12 protein-coding genes are annotated in these 17055 nt (G+C 66.8%); 1 reads left to right on the top strand and 11 read right to left on the bottom strand.

All coding sequences use genetic code 11. The annotated features are described in order from the left end of the window. Window positions 1-209 precede the first annotated feature (209 nt). On the top strand, window positions 210-1109 hold the full coding sequence (locus ACPDIX_RS04645) for a helix-turn-helix transcriptional regulator (RefSeq protein WP_423430616.1): 900 nt from the start codon (window positions 210-212) through the stop codon (window positions 1107-1109). A 305-nt stretch (window positions 1110-1414) separates the two neighbouring features. On the opposite strand, the gene ACPDIX_RS04640 is transcribed toward ACPDIX_RS04645, so the two are convergent. The 11 genes from ACPDIX_RS04640 to ACPDIX_RS04590 form a co-directional block, all read right to left on the bottom strand. Beyond that, on the bottom strand, window positions 1415-2026 hold the full coding sequence (locus ACPDIX_RS04640) for a methyltransferase domain-containing protein (RefSeq protein ID WP_423430615.1): 612 nt from the start codon (window positions 2024-2026) through the stop codon (window positions 1415-1417). Then, window positions 2023-3198, bottom strand: a complete 1176-nt coding sequence (gene chrA, locus ACPDIX_RS04635; protein WP_423430614.1) for a chromate efflux transporter — start codon at window positions 3196-3198, stop codon at window positions 2023-2025. Before chrA ends, ACPDIX_RS04640 begins: the two co-directional genes overlap by 4 nt. Continuing rightward, a complete protein-coding gene (locus ACPDIX_RS04630; RefSeq protein ID WP_423430613.1) occupies window positions 3195-3620 on the bottom strand; it encodes a cupredoxin domain-containing protein in 426 nt (141 codons plus the stop codon). The genes chrA and ACPDIX_RS04630 overlap by 4 nt, the downstream gene beginning before the upstream one ends. A 260-nt stretch (window positions 3621-3880) precedes the next feature. After that, the gene (locus tag ACPDIX_RS04625) at window positions 3881-4396 is read right to left on the bottom strand and encodes a DoxX family protein (protein WP_423430612.1); all 516 of its coding nucleotides are present in this window, start codon (window positions 4394-4396) and stop codon (window positions 3881-3883) included. Window positions 4397-4460: 64 nt separating this feature from the next. After that, window positions 4461-4793 (bottom strand): PadR family transcriptional regulator, encoded by a 333-nt coding sequence (locus tag ACPDIX_RS04620; RefSeq protein ID WP_423430611.1) that lies wholly within the window; start codon window positions 4791-4793, stop codon window positions 4461-4463. Window positions 4794-4886: 93 nt separating this feature from the next. Then, window positions 4887-5879: an ADP-ribosylglycohydrolase family protein gene (locus tag ACPDIX_RS04615; protein WP_423430610.1), complete on the bottom strand. Its 993-nt coding sequence runs from the start codon at window positions 5877-5879 to the stop codon at window positions 4887-4889. A gap of 13 nt (window positions 5880-5892) precedes the next feature. After that, window positions 5893-6927, bottom strand: a complete 1035-nt coding sequence (locus tag ACPDIX_RS04610; RefSeq protein WP_423430609.1) for a DUF4236 domain-containing protein — start codon at window positions 6925-6927, stop codon at window positions 5893-5895. A 292-nt stretch (window positions 6928-7219) separates the two neighbouring features. Further along, window positions 7220-9907 (bottom strand): GH39 family glycosyl hydrolase, encoded by a 2688-nt coding sequence (locus tag ACPDIX_RS04605; protein WP_423430760.1) that lies wholly within the window; start codon window positions 9905-9907, stop codon window positions 7220-7222. Between the two features lie 2 nt (window positions 9908-9909). Further along, window positions 9910-12075: a glycoside hydrolase family 31 protein gene (locus tag ACPDIX_RS04600; protein ID WP_423430608.1), complete on the bottom strand. Its 2166-nt coding sequence runs from the start codon at window positions 12073-12075 to the stop codon at window positions 9910-9912. 43 nt (window positions 12076-12118) lie between these two features. Next, window positions 12119-13963 carry a GDSL-type esterase/lipase family protein gene (locus ACPDIX_RS04595; RefSeq protein ID WP_423430607.1) on the bottom strand — a complete coding sequence of 615 codons (1845 nt, stop codon included), beginning with the start codon at window positions 13961-13963 and terminating at the stop codon, window positions 12119-12121. 3 nt (window positions 13964-13966) lie between these two features. After that, a complete protein-coding gene (locus ACPDIX_RS04590; RefSeq protein ID WP_423430606.1) occupies window positions 13967-16624 on the bottom strand; it encodes a glycosyl hydrolase in 2658 nt (885 codons plus the stop codon). Window positions 16625-17055 lie beyond the last annotated feature (431 nt).

Here is a 17055-nt window from a genome sequence, read left to right as displayed (position 1 = left end):
GCTGTTGCTCTTCGGCTCTGGCGGTTGCCCCTGTGTGACGCGGGCGGGGTGGGCCTTCGTTGGTTGGCCAAGTCAGGCCCGGAGGATGCCGGTTGCGCGCAACTGTTGATGGGAGACTTCTCGATCCGGGCGACGGGTCCTGCCGGCTGAACGGGGTCTTCTGGTGCCGGAGGTGGACAGTTCGGTTTGGGCTTTGGTAAAAGACCGGCATGCCTCTGCGCCGTGATCAGAGCAGCAACCTGACGTTTGCCGAGCCTTCGCGGGTGGCGCGGCGGTTGCTCTGGCACTTGTACTCCATCGGTTCGCGTCGGATCGAACAACCCGACCATCACGAACCCTACGAGAAGCCCGGTGCGCACCTGTTCTGGGTGCAGTCGGGCTCCGGTTGGGTGGAGTACATGGATCGGCGGTGGGCGGTGGAGCGGGGCCGGAAGGTCTGGCTGCTGGACATGAGCCGGCCACGCACGTACATCCCCCAGCCCAACGGATATCTCACGATCACCGGGGTGCGGTTTGGCGGGCCGGGGCTGGAGTTCTGGCACGAGACGTTGAACTCTTCGGCTCAACCGGAATTTCAATTGGACGACGCGCAGCGGGTGCGGTCCGTCTATCACAACCTCTGGCGGCTGGCGCGACGGCGGCCATTGGGGTGGGAATGGCAGGTGCACATGCACATCAACGAGCTGTTGGGGCAGTTGCTGATGTCGCGGGGTCTGCTGGTTTCGCCGGAGACCGAACTGCCGGCGCCGGTGGTGCGTGTGTTGAACGCCCTGGCGGCCAATCCGTTGAAGGATTGGAAGGCACGCGAATTGGCGGCCGTGGCACGGGTCAGTTACTCCGGCCTGCGAGCCCTTTTCCGCAAGTGCGGACAGGGAACCATTCACCAGAACATCCAGCGGGTTCGTCTGGACCAGGCCCGGCTGCTGCTCGCCGATTCCCGTCTGTCCATCAAGGACGTCGCGGCCCAGTTGAACTTTTCGAGCGAATTCTATTTCAGCCATTTCTTCCGCAAGCATACGGGCCTGACGCCGACGGAATTCCGGCGGCGCCTGCAGTTGAATCCCACCTCGCAACGCACCTCGACCGAGGCCGGCGGGACGACTTCATGAGGTGCGGCCCCGGCCGAGGTGTTTCTACGATCCGCGGGCAGGTGCCCGAGGGGGTCAGGCCGGTCATTCCCCGGGCGGAACGGGCCCGGGCAGGTTGAAGACAAACCTGCCTGCGGTTGGCACGGGCTTGTCTGTCATCACGGTTGGTTGGCCGCGTGAATCGAAGGGCCCGGGAACCGCGCCGATGGATTCTGTCGCATGGGCAGAGGCCGGGTGGGCATCCGGCCGGGCCAGACGCAAAGGCACCCTGACAGAACCGCCGTCCCGGGTTGTGGCCGCACCGTGAAGGGCATGCAGAGGCAGATTCAGCCCGCGCACCCGGCGTGCTTGCTCGCGGCCACACGTTTCTGCCAGACCTGCCATCTTTCCCGTCCCGCGAACACCGGCACGGATTCGTGGACCGACTCGTCCTCCAGCCTGGCGAACGCCGTGCCGATGAGCCGACTGGCATCCGCTTCGGTGAGCGGGTAGGGAGGAGGTTCATCCTCCTGCCCGTAGAGGAAGAAGCCGAGCCACAGCCCGTCGGGGCGGAGGCACCGGTGAATCCGTGCCACGCACGCCGGCCACCGCTCCGGAGGAAACGAGCAGAGAAACGCCCTTTCGTACACCACGTCGAATGCGGGGCCAAGGGGGCAGGAAAAAAAGTCGGCCAACAGCACCCGGTCTCCGAGCGGGCCCAGGACGGCTCGAGCGCGTGCCACTGCGGCAGGTGCGCAGTCCACGGCCAGCACATCCCAGCCGTGCTCGATGAAGGCCCGGACCTCGTGGCCCGCGCCGCAGCCGGGGATCAGGACCCTGCCGGTGCCCGGGTGTTGTCGGAGCCATTGCAGAAGCCGCCCGGGCACACCGCCCGCGTCCCACGGTGTGCGGCCCTGTTCATAGCGGATGTTCCAAAAGGCCCTGTCGTCCGCGTTCATTTTGTTTCATCCGACGTTTGTGCGGTAAGACCCAGCAGTGCGCCGGCCAGAATGTACCAGGTGGGGTTGAGTCGTGTAACAAACAGCATGACTGCGGGGACGCCGGCGAGCATCACCGTCCATGCATCCGAAAGAGCGGTGCGTCCCAGCTGCCAGGTGACGACGCCCATCAGGGCCCACGAGGCCACGTTCAATCCGTCGAGGAACCGGCCCAACAGCGGCCACGTTCGCAGTCGTTCGATCACGCGGGCCGTGAGGGCGACCAGCACAAAGGCGGGAAGAAAGATGCCGGCCGTGGCGACTGCCGCGCCCGGCAATCCTGCCAGGAGATATCCGACGAAGGCGGCGGTGGTGAGTACCGGTCCGGGCGTCACCTGACCCGCCGCAACGGCGTCCAGCAACTGCGCCTCCGTCAACCACTGCCAGCGTTCGACCAGATCGGCGCGCAGGCAGGCCAGCAGGACATAACCGCTGCCGAAGAGCACCGCGCCCACCTTGAGGAAGAACAAAAACAACGGCCCCAGGCCGACAGGCGCCACGGCGACCTCTGTGGCGACCGCCGCGGCGCCCGCGAAGGGAAACCCTGCCCAGGCAGGCCCCGTGCGACCTCTCACACCCGGACCGACCCGGGACAGCACAGCGACCGCTGCGGCGGTGCCGAACAGAACCGTCAGCTCGTGCAGGCCGGTCACGGCCAGGGCAGCCGCGCATGCGGCCATGACGGCCAGCATCGGGGTCTGGATGGCTTGCCGGCCCAGATCCCACAGCGCCCGTGCCACGATCGCCAGGATCACCGGTTTCACCCCGTGGAGCAGGGCTTCGACCTGAGGCAGATGTCCCAGCCGTACGTAGGCCCGGGCCAGGGCCGTGACCATCAGCGCGGAGGGGAGAATGAAACAGATGCCCGCCACCAGGAGTCCGGGCATCCCCGCGCGGCGCCAGCCTATGTGCATGGCCATCTCGGTGGAGTTGGGCCCCGGGATGAGCTGGGTGGCTCCGAGCAGGTCCAGAAATTCCCGGTCGGTCAACCAACTCCTGCGCCGGACGACCTCCTCGCGCATCAGCGCGATATGGGCCGCCGGCCCGCCGAAGGCCGTGGCACCCAGGCGCAGAAACAACCACGCCAGCCGGCACAGCTCGCGCCTCCGCCGGGTCCGCACATTCTTCGTCATTCGCCGACTCGCGCGGGTAACACCAGTAGCTGGCCCCACATGACGGTGGGATGAAAGGAACAGACGAAGCGGTAAAGCCCTTCCTCGTGGAAGGTGAAAACGTAGCTGAGCTCCTCCAGTGGTGGCAGCCAGAGGTTCATCAATACGCGTCCCCGCGGATCCATCAGCATGAAACCATGGTGGTCGTCGGGCTGGAGATTCCGGAATCGGATGCGCGTCGGTTCGTTGCGGTGAACCGCAAAGAAACTCGGCACGAACGCGTACACCTCTCCGAACCGCTCGATCGTCTCCTGCGGTCCTCCTTCCTTCACGGCCACGTGCTGGGTGTGGACCGGGATTTCGACGGCAGCCAGCTGGTTGGTGCTGACACTGACGATTTGGGACGCCTCGGCGTTGGGCAGGTAGAAAGCCTTCGGGGCCACGGTCTGGTGAAGGTTGCCGGGCGGCTCCCGCAGGGCGGTGCTGCATCCGCACGTCAGGGCGAGCACTGCCGATGCTGCGGCCGTGAGAGCCAACGGAGGGACCCATCTTCGTCCGGGGCGGACAGGTGCGCGGCAGGAACCGAGGCGCCGGAATGCACCGCGGCAGCCGGGGGGCCGGTTGGTCAGGGTTTCCCCTCGCGTCTCCGGGATCTGGCCGGGCGACGGGTGCGGCGATTGGTTTTGCTGGTGTACGCAGGTGTTCATGGTGAGTGTTCCCTGGTGGATGGTTGGCGGGAGAGACGGGCAGCCAGTCGGGCATCGAGCGACCAGGAGCCCGCGCCCACCCGGAGCAGAAAAAGGCTGCCCAAGGTCATGGCAAAGTCGGTGCGGGCCTCGTGCGCCATTTTCCAGAAGCCGGATTCCAACAGGATCGGGATCTTGGTGGTGGCCAGGGCCACGCCCATGATCACGAGCAGCGGGATCACCGCCAGACGTGTCAGCAGGCCGAGCAGGACCAGAGCGCCGCAAACCACTTCGAACCCTCCCACCAGCGGGGCGAGCAGCTCCGGGTGCGGCAGGCCGATCCGCGCAAAACGCCCGCTGCCGACCTCGGCTGGAAACAGGAACTTCTGGATGCCCTCGGAGAGAAAGACCGCGCCCACCATCAGGCGGATCAGAGTGACGGACGCCGGCATCCGACTGGAACAGAGCCGGGCCAGCCCGGCCGGGCAACGGGCGCTCGCCGGGGGACCCTGGGGTTCGGATCGGGAGTTCATGGTGTCATTCAAGCCTCCGGATGGTGGAGGGTGTCTCGAGAAAGGGTCGGAGGTTCATGGGACCTCAAGCGTTGGCTTCTGCGACGACCTCCGCGTACAGCTCGCGGATCTGTTGTCGCAGCTGGACCAGGATCCTGGCCCCTGCCGGCGTGAGGCGATAATCCTTGCGGGCGCGCTTGCCTCCGCGGGGGTCGGTTTTGCTCTTGAGCCAGCCGAGTCGCTCCATGCGGCGGAGCAGGGGGTAGAGCGTGCCGGGGCTGATGTCGTAACCATGCCGGCGCAGTTCGGTAATCATCCATTGGCCGTGCACCGGCCGGGTGGCGGCGTGATGGAGGATGTGAACCTTCCAAAAGGCCAGGAGCACTTCGCGGGCCAGGGTTTTGTCCGGATCCTGCATATTACGATGCTCGACGTCGGAAGTCGTAATCCAGGGCCGGGGGATGGTCAAGCAGTGGCCGGGCCGGGTCCGTGCGTGGGGGGCGGGAGCGTTTCAGACGGTGCCGGTGGAGGAAGGGCCCAAAACCAGGGCGTCGGCCAGTTCGAGGGCGTCCACCGGCCAGTAGACGCGGGGCCGCGGCTGGTGCACCCCGGCACACGCGGCGTCAGGCCGGCACTGAAGGATGGTTTGGACCCAGCGACCGGGCAGAGCTTCCACGCCGTGCACGGCGCCCAACAGGGCGCCGCAGATGGCGGCATTCGTGTCCGTGTCGCCCCCGCGCATGACCGTGTCCACGATCGCTTCTTCGGGTGTGGATGCGTGGAGGAGCTGGTAGATGGCGTTTGAGAAGGCGATCAGGACCCAGCCTCCCTGGTGTAGGAAGTTTGGTGGCGGGGCAGTGCGGGCGTCGAGGACGGCCTGCTGCAAAGGGGCGGGGACCGCTGGTGCCCGGCTCCGGGCAAGCAGGTCGGCATAGAGCGATTCCGGGGTGGGACCGGTGGCGATCGCGCGGGCCAGGGTGCAGGCGAACAGTGCGTTGGCCTCGACGCAAACGGGATGCGGATGGGTGAGGGCGGCGTCCGCGCGGGCCCAGGATGCCAGGGTCTCTGGTGGAACAAAGGCGCCGAAGATGCCGAGGGGACTGATGCGCATCAGTGCGCCGTTGGCCTGGCTTTCCGGGTCCGGGGCGCCCTTCAATCCCCGCCGGACGGTCCGTCCGCAGTCGAACGGTCCGGACTCAAGCCATGCGCAATATGCGGATCGAACCAGTCGGGCGTCATACCGCCGATGTCGCACCAGGCAACGTGCCAGGGCGAGGGCCATTTCCGAATCATCCGTGGGTTGGCCCGCGATTGTGTCCCAGGTTCCCCCGTCCTGCAGGTCGCGCAGGCCCGTGGGATGGAGTTGGTGGATTTCTCCGGGGTCAAGGAACTCAACCTGGCTCCCGAGCGCGTCGCCGGCGAGCTGGCCCAGGAGACAGCCGCGTGCGCGGTTGCGGACCTCCGGGGACAGGGTGGCAGTTCGAGGCACCGGGGAGGAGGTCATGTTGCACGGTTCTTCAGAGGCCGAGTCGGGCGGCCACGTCCTGGTAGTCGGGATCCTCGGCGTAGATGCATTCGAGCTCGCGGCGGGCCCGGGCGGCCTGGCCGAGGGCCTCGTACACCAGGACGCGCTCGTAACGGAGCGCCCGGAGCAGGTCTTCCGGGCGATCCTGTTTGCGTCGAAGAGCGAGGTTCAGAACCTCGCATGCGCCCTGGTACAAGCCCAGCGCGCGAAGGGCGCGTGCCTTGTAGAGGAGCAGCGCGGTGTGAACCGGCGTGTCGTTGCCCAGGTTACCCGTGACTTCCAGGATCTGCCTGGCGTGGTCAGGGTCGTTGGGAGCGGCTTCCCAGAGCACTTCGGCCAGTGAGACGCGGACCACGGGGTCATCGGGTGCGAGTCGGAGCAGTTGTTCAAGGCAATATCGGGCCTCCCGTACCTGGCCTGTTTGTTGGTAGGCTTCCACAAGGGCCAGCCAGGTGCCGCACAGGTCGGGCTGGATGCAGGCTCGCAGCGTTTCCGTGATGGGAAGCTCGGTCAGGCTCGTCAGGCCGTATTTGGCGAAGAGCCTGCCCAGGCCGGCTGCGTTTTGGGCGGCCCTTTTCAACCATTCGACGGCCGACGCGTATTGTCGCTGTTCCAGTGCCAGCAGGCCGGCGCAGAAGGCGCAATCCGCCAGGTGAAGGGCCCGTTTGAAATGCTCCAGCGCGGCGCTTCTGGAACCGAAAACGAGTTCCCGGCATCCGTCCACGAACGCTTCCTCGTCGTTGGGCGTGACCAGGCGCTCGAAGAAACCCAGGGTGAGCTTGTCCTTGAGGTTGGGTAGGGAGACCGGCTGGACCGAAGCTGTCCGGTTGCCGGTGGTTTTGGCCCTGGGCATCGTCGTGGTGTAGTACATCCCGGTGCCGGGGATGCCGACAGTCGCGCGGGTGCCTTTGGGTCCAAAAGTAAGTTTCGCGCCGGGGGGTCCCACAGAGAGGGATGCTCCGGACTTGCTGAGGTTGAGGGTGAGACCCGGCAGAATGCGAACTCTGCGCCAGAAACGGAAGCTCATGTGCCGATTCCCGTGAGGGCGCTTGCGGGCCGAAATCCGCAAATCACCCGATGCGGTGTCAAGGTATGAAACTTCGGCAAAAGGGCAAGGTCCGGCCGGGTGGTTTCCGGATGGGCCGCCGGTCCGGTTTGAGGGGGTTTGCGGGCCGGGGAATGGGTCGGGCCGCGCAGAGGCTCCGGAGCCGCGGGGTTCCTGCGGCGTGCAGCGAGCCATGATGAAAGGTGCGGATGCAGCCTTATTTCTTCGAGCCTTTGCAGGTCCCCCGATATGGCGCGCAGCCACGAAGGCCCCGTCAAGAGTCGGAAGGCACGAAGCTGAGGAGGGAGACACCCTGACGGGGCAGGACGAACTCGATCGACACCTCGCCGCCGTCCGCGCTCAGGGGGCGCGGCGGTTCGTATGGGGTCGGGGCGGAGACGGCCTCGAGCCGGGCGCGTTGTTCAGGTGTCAGCGGGTTGGGCCGGCCCAGGCGGATCCACTCGGCGTAGGCGTTGCTGTGTTCGTCGTCCACGCGGTGGTGGAGGAGTTTCAGGTGTGTCCAGGACGCCGGCAGACCGCCGAGGATGAGTGTGACATGGGCCGGCGGGCCGGGCAGGTCGTCATCGTGATAGTGCCAGACCAGGAGGTGAAGGCTGTTTGTGGAGCCGGTGGCCACGACGCCCACGTCGGGCGCCTCGCGCACGCCGTGGCGGAGGATGGTGTCGAGCGGGACGGCGCCGGTGCTGTGGGCGGGCAGTTCGCGGCCGTCCATGCGGCTGAACATGCGGAAGACGTTGAGCACGGGCAGGTCGATGCCGTCGCTGGCCAGCTGGCGGAACCCTGCGAAAGGTGGCTGGTCTTCGAAGGTGAAGGCCCAGGTGAGGACGCCTTCGAGCCGGATCTGATGCCGGTGGGCCAGTTCGAGGATGCGGGGGAAGCTGGCGGCGGTGTACGAGGCGTAGAGGGTTCCGTTGCGGTAACCCAGTTGGGGCCCCTGGCAGGCGGCGCATCCTTCGGGATCGGACTCACCGATGACAACCGGGGTGTTGCGGAGTTCGGGGAAACGGTTGAGCAGTTGGAACCCGTCGCGAATGGTCCGGAGGTGCACGTGCAGGCCCATGCGGACGTGGCCGTTGGTGTGGACGGGTGCGCCCTTGGCGTGGAAGGAGACGAAATCCAGCGGGGTGCCGCGCCCCCCGGTGGCGTGGTTGGTGCCGCGCAGGCAGTGTTCAAGGAAGGCTTCCATGAACCGGCCGCCGCTGCCGGCCACGTCAGGTCCGCCGACGCGTGCGGTGGGCAGGGCGCGACGGACGGCGTCCACGGCCAGGTCGTGCAGACGGAAGAACTCCTCGCGCGAGCCCTGCCAGTAACCGATGTTGGGTTCGTTCCAGACCTGCCAGTACCACTGTTCGACCTCTTCCGGTCCGTATCGTTCCACGCAATGGCGGGCCCAGGCGTACACCAGATCGGCCCATTTCTGGTAATCCTTGGGCGGGTAGGCCCAGCCGGTGTAGATGGCGTCGTAAGGCATGCCGGGTCGCCAGTGGTGCCGGTAGGGTTCGGGCCGGACGGAGAGGTCCCGGGGCATGAAACCGATCTGAACGTAGGGCCGGACGCGGCATTCGCGGTAGGTGTCGAAGATGCGGTCGAGGATGGTCCAGTCGTAAACGGGCCGACCCTGTTCGTCCTCGCGATACGCACCGGTGGAACCCCATTTCAGGTCGGGCGTGCCGTCGCCGCTGGTGAGGAGGTTGTGGGATCGGAAATAAACCTGGTCGGGCCGGAGTTCGCCGAGGCGGGCCAGCAGTTTGCGGCCGTTGGGCATGTAGACGTAGTTGGGCTCGTCGCAGCCGAAGAAGCGCCAGACAGGCGGCCAGGGCTGTCCGGGCCGGGCGGTGTCCACCTCGATCCGTACCGGGAAGGGCGCCGGCAGGGCGGTGAGCGGAGGTGGCGGGACGAGTTCGATGTAGGTGGGTGCGTCGCGGTCGCAGTGGAGCCAGCCGTTGGTGTAGAGCAGTTCGACGACCTGGATGGAGGATCGGCGCTGTTCGTAGCCGTCCCTGCGTGCGTCGGGGCCGCGGCGGCCGGGATGGGTGAAGTAGAAGAGGAAGGCGCGATGGCCGGAGACGACGACATCGGGGTGCTGGCCGATGACGCCGTCGTCGGGGCCCTGACCGGGTTGGGCGAGGAGGTCGTGCGGTTGCCGCGTCCAGTCGAGTGCGTTGGTGGAGCGGTAGACGGCCAGGCCGCGCCAGACGTCGGTGATCATCCAGTAGTGATCGTGCCAGCGGAAGACCTTGGGGCCTTCACCGGGTTGATCGCCGACGGTTTTGCCGCGGTCGGTCCAGCTGCGGAGATCGGGGCTGTCCGCGAAGTAGATGGATTTGCGGTCACGTTCGTTGTTGTACCAGAGGCGCCAGGTGCCGTCCGGCAGGCGGAGCACGCAGGCGTCGATGACGCGGTCGGAGGCGAGCTGCAGGCGCTGCTGATAGTGCCAGGAGCGGAGGTTGGTGCTGGTGAGGTGAACGATGGCGCGGGGATGGTTCCAGTCGGTGAAGATCCCGGGCACGACGGTGAGGAACATGTGGTGGAGCCCGTCCGGGTCGGTGATGACTTCGGGCGCCCAGTGGGTGGACTGGTCCCCGCCGTACCCGGGCGGCAGTTGAATGTCGGCGGTGCCGAGGTAATGCCAGGAACGGCCGTGGTCGGGCGATTCGGCGATGCCGATGCGGGTGCCGTGGACCCAGGAAACACCGGGTGCGTTGGTGGCGTTGGCGCGGCGGTTCGTGTAGAACATCCACCAGCGGTGGCGGTGGGGATTCCAAACGACGACCGGATCGGCGGCGCCGTCGTGGACCGGATCGCGGTAGAGTGGTTTGGGAGCGGGTTGGCGGGTCGGCTGTGTCGCGTGCGTGAGGAGGCTCCCGAGGAGCAGGACCGCACAGGCAAGGTGGAACGGCCCGGCCGGGGCATGTTCACGGAGTTTGTGGGAGTTGGTCATCTTCACGGGTGACGCGGATGGTTCTTGCGGGATTCGAACCACAGCCGGACCTCGGCGTCGAGCGTTTTGAGGTCGGGACGTTGTTCGGCGATTCGGAGAGCGTCCTGCCATTCGCGGTTGAGGTCGCCCAATTCGAGCGGGGAACCCTCGCGGATGAAGATGGGGATCTGGTGAATTTCAGCGGTGACGGTGATGGTCTGACCGCCGTCGTGAATGCGCCCGGGATGCCAGGCGTCGCGCCAGCGATGTCCGGAGGGGAGGTAGACCTCCTGTTGGCGCCGGCCTTTTTCCCAGATGGGTGAGACGATCAGGTCCGGGCCGTAGGCGTAGGTCCACCAGTTGGACCATGCGGCCGGTGCACCGGGATCGAGCAGAAACAGGGGCCGTACCACGGGCATGCCGGTGTGATGGGCTTCGAGGGCGGCGGCCCAGCCGTAGTCGGCGAGGCGGTCGTGGAGCCGGGCGTACAGGCGCCAGGCGGCGATGAGGACGGTGTCGTAGGAGGGGTCGCGCGGCAGGTTCCAGAATCCGACGTTGCGGGTGGGGCCGACCTCGAAGATGGGGGTGAAACAGCTGAAGGCCAGCCAGCGGGCGCAGACTTCCTGCTCGAGCAGTTGCTGGTTGTAGCCGCAGGTGTCGGAGCCCCAGAAGGGATAGCCCATGACGGCCGACCGTTGAACGGCGATGATGGAGGCGCGCAGACCTTCCTGTGTCCCGCCGATGTCGCCTCCCCAGAAGACGCCGTATCGGGTGCTGCCGGTGTAGGCGGCCCGTGGCATGAGGACGAAATCGTGGCCGCGGTATTTGCGGGCCACTTCATGGGCCGCCTCGAGATAGAGAACCGGATAGATGTTGCGGTTTTGCCGGATGGACCGGCCGTCGTGCACGCGCCAGGGGCCGGTTTCGGGGATGTCTTCCTCGGCACGGTCGAGTTTGAACCCGGCCACGCCGAGCCGGAGCAGTTTGGCGACCCCCTCCTGCCAGTAGGCGCGCGCGGCGGGATGGGTGAAGTCCACCAAGGGCCAGTTGTTAGGCCACGGGGGTTGTCCGGGAAGGTTCCAGCCCCGTTCCAGTGCATTGGTGGCCATGTGGCCCTGGTAGAAGGGCCCGATCCAGAGGACCATCCGAATATCCTGCTCGGCCAGCCAACGGATGGAATCGGCGAAGTTGGGGAGGCGCCTGGGGTCGATTTCGAAATCGTCGTAGCCGAGTCGGCCCGGTCCCCACGGACGATCAATCCAATAGACGCCGCACGGGATGCCGAAGGCGCGCATCATGAGGATGTCTTCCATCATTTCCGAATTGAAGGGGCCGGTCACCGGTGTGCCGTCGTAGTAGGTGTCGCGTTGCCGGTGTTCGTCGCGCCAGCGCCAGGGACGGAACATCCAGCGGGGCGGCAGGACGGGTGGCCCGGTTTCGAGCGCGTGGGCCTTGACGAGGTCTGCCGGAGCGGGGGCGGTGTACACCCGCAGGGTCAGGTGCGGTCCTTCAAAGCCCAGATGGACGCGGTTGGTGTCGGTCACGCAGAAGTCGTAAAAGCCCGGCCATTCAGTTTCGACGAGCACGGCGTACCCGCGTGAGGAGAGGTGGAACGGTGCGTACACCGAGGTGGTGGGTTTGAGGATCATGTCCACGGTCTGGCCGCGCAGGTTCATGGCCGCCTGGATGCCCGGGGCCCAGGATGCCTGCTGGGGGCCGTCCACGACCCGTTCCATGAGGCCGGTGAAGTATTCCCCGGGTCCGACGAGGATGCTGGCGCCCCAGCCGAGCACGTCATCGGCCGGCTCGGCACGAAGGCGCACGCGGAAGTGGGATCCGTCGTTTTCAACGCGGATACGCACGGTGCGGCCTTCCGGGGCTGTCCAGGTGCGTTCCATGGTCCGGTTGCCATCGGCCTGGGCGGTGAGACTCAGTTCGCGCGGGAGCCAGACCCGGCCCCGGGGGGTGACGAAGAACAAACGATCCAGAGAAAGGGCCCGGTCGCCCTGCAGGGGCTGCAAATGGGGGGATTCAAGCCGGACAACCCCGAGGGGTTCACCCGGCGGGGGTTCCGGCCGCGGTCCGGGCGGTGGACCCGGTTCGATGCGCAGGGCCGCTGCGGTGGTGGTGGTGAGAGAGACGCCGAGGACGGCGCACGCAAGTCTGCGGATGATTCGATCGATGTTCATGGGGATTCCGCTTTTCATGGCGATGGGAATGGAGGTTGAAAGGTCAGGGCCTGGTTGGGTCTTCGGGCGGTCGGATCCACTGCGAGAGGGGCAGATCCTTCCGTTCGGCCAGGGCACGGGCCAGAACGGCGGCGGTGACCCTGGCCCCTTCCGGTGTCGTGTGCGTGTGATCGCCTTCGCGGAAGTAGCGGTTCCGCACGAGTTCGGGTCCCACGCTCTCATAGTGGCGGGCCACCAGATCGTTCAGGTCCACGAACGGCACGCCCTCTTCACGGGCGACGGTGGCGGCCCAGCCGCCGTAATCCTCCCGGTTGCGCAACACGCGGCCGGTTTCCCAGCGGTTGCGTGGGACGGGTGAGAGCACGATTGGCGTGGCGCCGTGTTCCCGTGTCTGCCGGATGTAGGTGCGGAGGTAGGCTCCGTAGGTGTGGACGGTTTCCCTGACGCCGGTGGTGCGGTTGGTGATGGCGACGGTTTCTGTGCCGGTGCCACGGAGGCTGGCGCGGGCGCGGCCCTCGTCGAGAGGTCCGCCGTCGTTGTGCCCGAACTGCATGAGGACAAAGTCACCGGGCCGCAGTTCGGCGCGGACCTTGTCCCAGAGGCCCTCGGTGAGGAAGGTTCGACTGCTGCGGCCGCCGCGGGCGCGGTTGACGATGCGAACGGCGTTGGTGTCGAAGAACAGCGGCAGCTGCGTGCCCCAACCCATCTGGCCGGGGGTGGTGGTTTGGACGGTGGAATCCCCGATGAGCCAGAGCGTGGGACGCCTGTCGGCCGGCGGCGCGGGAGGTTCGGCCCGCAAATCACGCGAGGTGGCCAGGGCGATGACGCGGCCCTGGTCGCCGACGGCGCAGTAGAAGTGGTAGACCACGCCGTCGTGTTTGAGCACCCAGGGTTTGTGGGCGAACTCGCGGTCCCAGGGCTCGGAGGGCGCGACCAGGTCAGGGCCGGTCCAAGGGGTCCAATGGCGGAGATCGCGGGAGACGGCGAATGTGTCGAAGGCGCCGGGTTTCCAAAACGCGCCGAAATAAAACATGACCCAGTGTCCGTGCATGCGGACGGTCTGGGGGTCGCCGCAAATCACGCCGTGTTTGAGGTGGGCCGGACGCGAGGCGGAGAGGACGGGTTCGGTGCCGAGGCGGCGCCAGGTGCGGAGGTCGTCGGAGAGGGCGATGCCGATGGTTTCGTCGCCCCGTTCGGGACGGGCGTTGTAGAACATGACGAACGGGGCGCCCAACGAGAGGGAATCGTCGCGGATGACGTGGCTTTTGAAGAGCACGCCCGATTCAAAGGGCCGGGCATCCGGATCATCCGCGCGCAGGATGGGTGCGGGCAGTTTGGTCCAGGGCCGGGGTTGGGCCGGATGCCGGCTGTGGGCCAGGCCGATGCTCAGCGGGGGTTTTTCGTAGCCCGGCTGGGGCCCGCCGATGTAGGTCATCCAAAAGGCTCCCTCGTACGAAAACAGCGCGTGGCTGCCGTTCCAGTCGGGGTCCACGAGAGCCACCCCCCCGGCGGCGTTGGCGGCGTCCCAACTGCCCGGGGCTCCGCGTTCGAGGATCGTTCCGAGCGGCTGCCAGTGGAGAAGATCGTCGCTGACGGCCAGTTGCGTGGTGTACCCCTCGGGGTCGTTTTCAAACTGCACGTAGACCATGTACCAGCGACCGCCGAATCGGAAGACATTCGGGCAATCCACCTTCAGCCGCGGGGGCGGGCGCAGGACGATGCCGTATTTGTACGGGGTTTTCACCTCCTCGTAGATGCGCTGGAGCACGGAGGGGTCCACGGGTTCGGGCGCGGACCCGGACGCGGCCGGGGCGGCCGGGACGGGCGCCGCGCCGACGAGGAGGGCTGCGAGCAGGCAGGTTCGAAGAGCCGGATGTCGAGGGTGCATGACTCAGCGGTTGGTTCGTTGCGGTTCCACGGGAGTCAGTGTGACCGGGCCGAGCAGGCCGCACTCCCGGATGGGCCAGTCGGCGGCGTTGAAGGGTCGGTAGTTGATGTTGACGAAGTTGATGTCGTGAAAGTTTTTCCACGGGACCCCGCGGCGGTCGAGGTCGCGGATGCGGTTGGCGGCGACGCTGGTGACCTCGATTTCGAGGAGGTTGTGGCTGGTACGAAGGTCTTCGACGATGACCTGCCAGGGTGCCTGGAGCAACGTGCCCAGTTCACGGCCGTTGAGCCTGACCCGGGCGCTTTGGGCCACTGCCCCGAGGTCGAGCCGCCAACGGGAGGCCTGCCATGCCGGAGCATCGAACTGGAGCGTGTAACGGGCCGTTCCGGCAAAGCGTTTGCGTTCCGGGTCGTCGCCGTCGGTCCAGGAACCGAGGGTTTCGGTTTCGTAGGCCGCGGGCAGGGTGGGCCCGCCGCTGATGAACTCCACCCTCCAGCGACCCCGGAGCGTGAAGGCGGGGCCTGCGGCTGTCCACCAGGTCCATGGCGGATCGTCGAAGGGGGTGGGAGCCGTTTGAAGAATGCAGGATTGACCGGGCCAGAGGCGGAGATAGAGGGCGACGTGATCGGGGCCGGCGGGCGCCTGGGGAGGTGCGCCGAACCGGCCGGTCATGGGGTCGAGCAGGCGCACGGATCGGGCGGGCCGGCCCAGTGTGATCCATCCTTCAAAGGCCTCGTCTGTGGAGCGGTTGGCGACGAAGTAGTAGTGGCCCGTGGGGAGGGCGCGCCGGATGAACAGCAGGCCGGCCTCTTCCACCATGGACTCCCTCGGGATGCCCGCGGCGGTCAGGGCTGATGGGAGTCGGCCGATGTAAAGGCAGGGTTCCTCCCGGTTCGCAAGCCTCCGGGCGTGGGCGCAGAGTTCGTTGAACCGGACCCTGCGGTTGTCCAGGTCCGCCCAGCCGGGCACGTCGGCGGGCAGGCCGCCGGCGAAGAAGACGGGCACGCCGGCTTCGGCCAGTTGGATCAGCTTTTGGAGCGTGGGCAGGGGCATGTGCTGGCAGGGCGGGATCACCACGCCGCGCCAGCTGCCTCCCGAGAGGTGCACACGGCGCGCCTGTGCCGAGGCCTTTTGGAGAAACCGATCGGAGACGTAGTCGAAGGCATAGCCTGCGTCCCAGAGTTGCCGGGCGGTTTGTCCGATGGGCCGCGTTTCGAACCAGTCGCGGGCGTGGATGGTGAGGTTGCGGGCGGTGCCGGAGGGGTCGTGCCACAGGTCGTGGACGGGCCAGTAGAGCAGCAGGTCGTTATCGGGGCGGCCGGACTGCAGGACGGCCTGGCACCGGGCGGCGTAGAGATTCAGTGCCGGCACATCGCGCCAGATGGGATTGCGCGGGTTCATTTGGAAGCTGGCGTAGAAGAGCCAGCCGGGCCAGGGCACCTCGTCGGGGGAATAACACGTCCCGTGGTAGAAGATGTGGTTGACGCCGCTGAGGAAGAGGTCGTCGAGGAGCTCCTTCATCTGACCGAGGGTCTCGGTGAAATGCTCGGCCAACCAGGTGCCGGTCTCGCTGCTGGTCAGGGGCCGGCCGGTGAGGTGCGCGGCCGAGGAGGCGAACTTGCAGAGGAGCCGGTTCCGGTCGCGGTGGAACATTTCGGTCTCCGGGATGTCGGCGGCTGCGTAGAGGTCAATCCAGTTACCGGGCGATCCGTGGGCCTCGTTGCGGGTGATCCATCCGTGTCGGTGCGCCCAGTCGGTCCAGAGGGGGAGCGTGACTTCGGCCATGATGTCCGAGAGGGTCTCGCGGTAGTCGGATTTGACGCGTGCGGCGCGGTCGGCCGGTTCGCCGTGGACGAAGGCGTCCAGATGGTCCTGGAGCCGGTATCCGCGGCGTTTTTCGAACTCCTCGAACAGGGAGGGTGCCCAGTCACAGCGGTATTCGTAGGAGTCGTGGTACTGGGCGCGCGGCATGGCACCGCGGTAGTTGTCGAAAGCCTCGTCGAACCATCGGAGGTAGTTGGTCATGGCGCGGGGTTCGAAGAGATTGAGCATGGGGCCCTCGCCACCCGGAGCGGCGCGTTTCACGCGTTGTCCGGAGAAACGTTGGGATACCGCGATGACCTGCCAGGAACCCGAGGGAGGGCTCCAGTCCAGCGTCCCATTTTCGGCCAGGCGGTCCAGCAGATCCACGCGCCGACCTTCCGGTCCGAAGGCCATCAGGGCCTGGAGCTGGGTGCGATCGAAGACGACGTCGAGGCGTTCTCCGGCCTCCAGCTTGAACTCCCGGGTTTCCACGAGCGCGTTGGCTTCGTCTGCTGCGACCCGCGGGCCGCCGAAGCACCAGCCGGTGCCCGTGGTCATGTCCACGCCCAGGTCGAGCTTCGCCGCCTGGCGGACGGTAAAGTCCAGCATCTCCAGCCAGGCCGGACTCAGATAGGGGATGTATCGGTCCTCCCATCCTTTGGCGCCGTAGATGGGGATGATGTGCACGCCGCCGAGCCCGGCCTGACGATAACGGGTCAATTCACGGACGAGGTTGGTCTGGTCCACCGCACTGCCCATCCACCACCAATACGTCCACGGCCGGGTTTGCCGGGTAATCGGCGGCCAGACGTCGTCAGCGCGTGCGGGTGGGGTCAGGCCGGCGAGTGCGAGCAGCATGCCCGGGATGAACCGCCGGATGGTGGCACGCAAAAGCGGACGGAACGAGGGCCGGGATCTCGCGGATGTGGCCGGGTCTTTCATTTTTTTCCTCGGACGTGCCATTGGGGTTGTTGACCCGCGCGGACCCCGCAGGTTGCCGCGCAGCAGACCGAACTCGATCGGGACCGATTCGGTTGCGACCAGATTGCCTGGGAGGTCTGTTTCGGCCAATGCCCAATTCTGGTCATGCCGCCTTTCGGGTGGAGCGGGCCTGTGTGGCACCGGGCGTGCACAGCGAGCCGCCGGGGGAACAGAGGCAGGTTTTTTCAGGTGCCGCGTCCGGAGGAGACGGTGGCAGACTTCGGCGACCGCGGCGGCCGGGCGGCGGATGGCGGATTTGGATCCACCGGGGATTTCCCGGTGGCAGCGGGTGGGGACGGGACTTGAAG

The organism is Limisphaera sp. 4302-co (genome assembly GCF_049537155.1).
Taxonomy (GTDB): Bacteria; Verrucomicrobiota; Verrucomicrobiia; order Limisphaerales; family Limisphaeraceae; genus Limisphaera.
The sequence above is the reverse complement of the archived record's forward strand: the minus strand, read 5'-3'. Positions and strand labels throughout refer to the sequence as shown.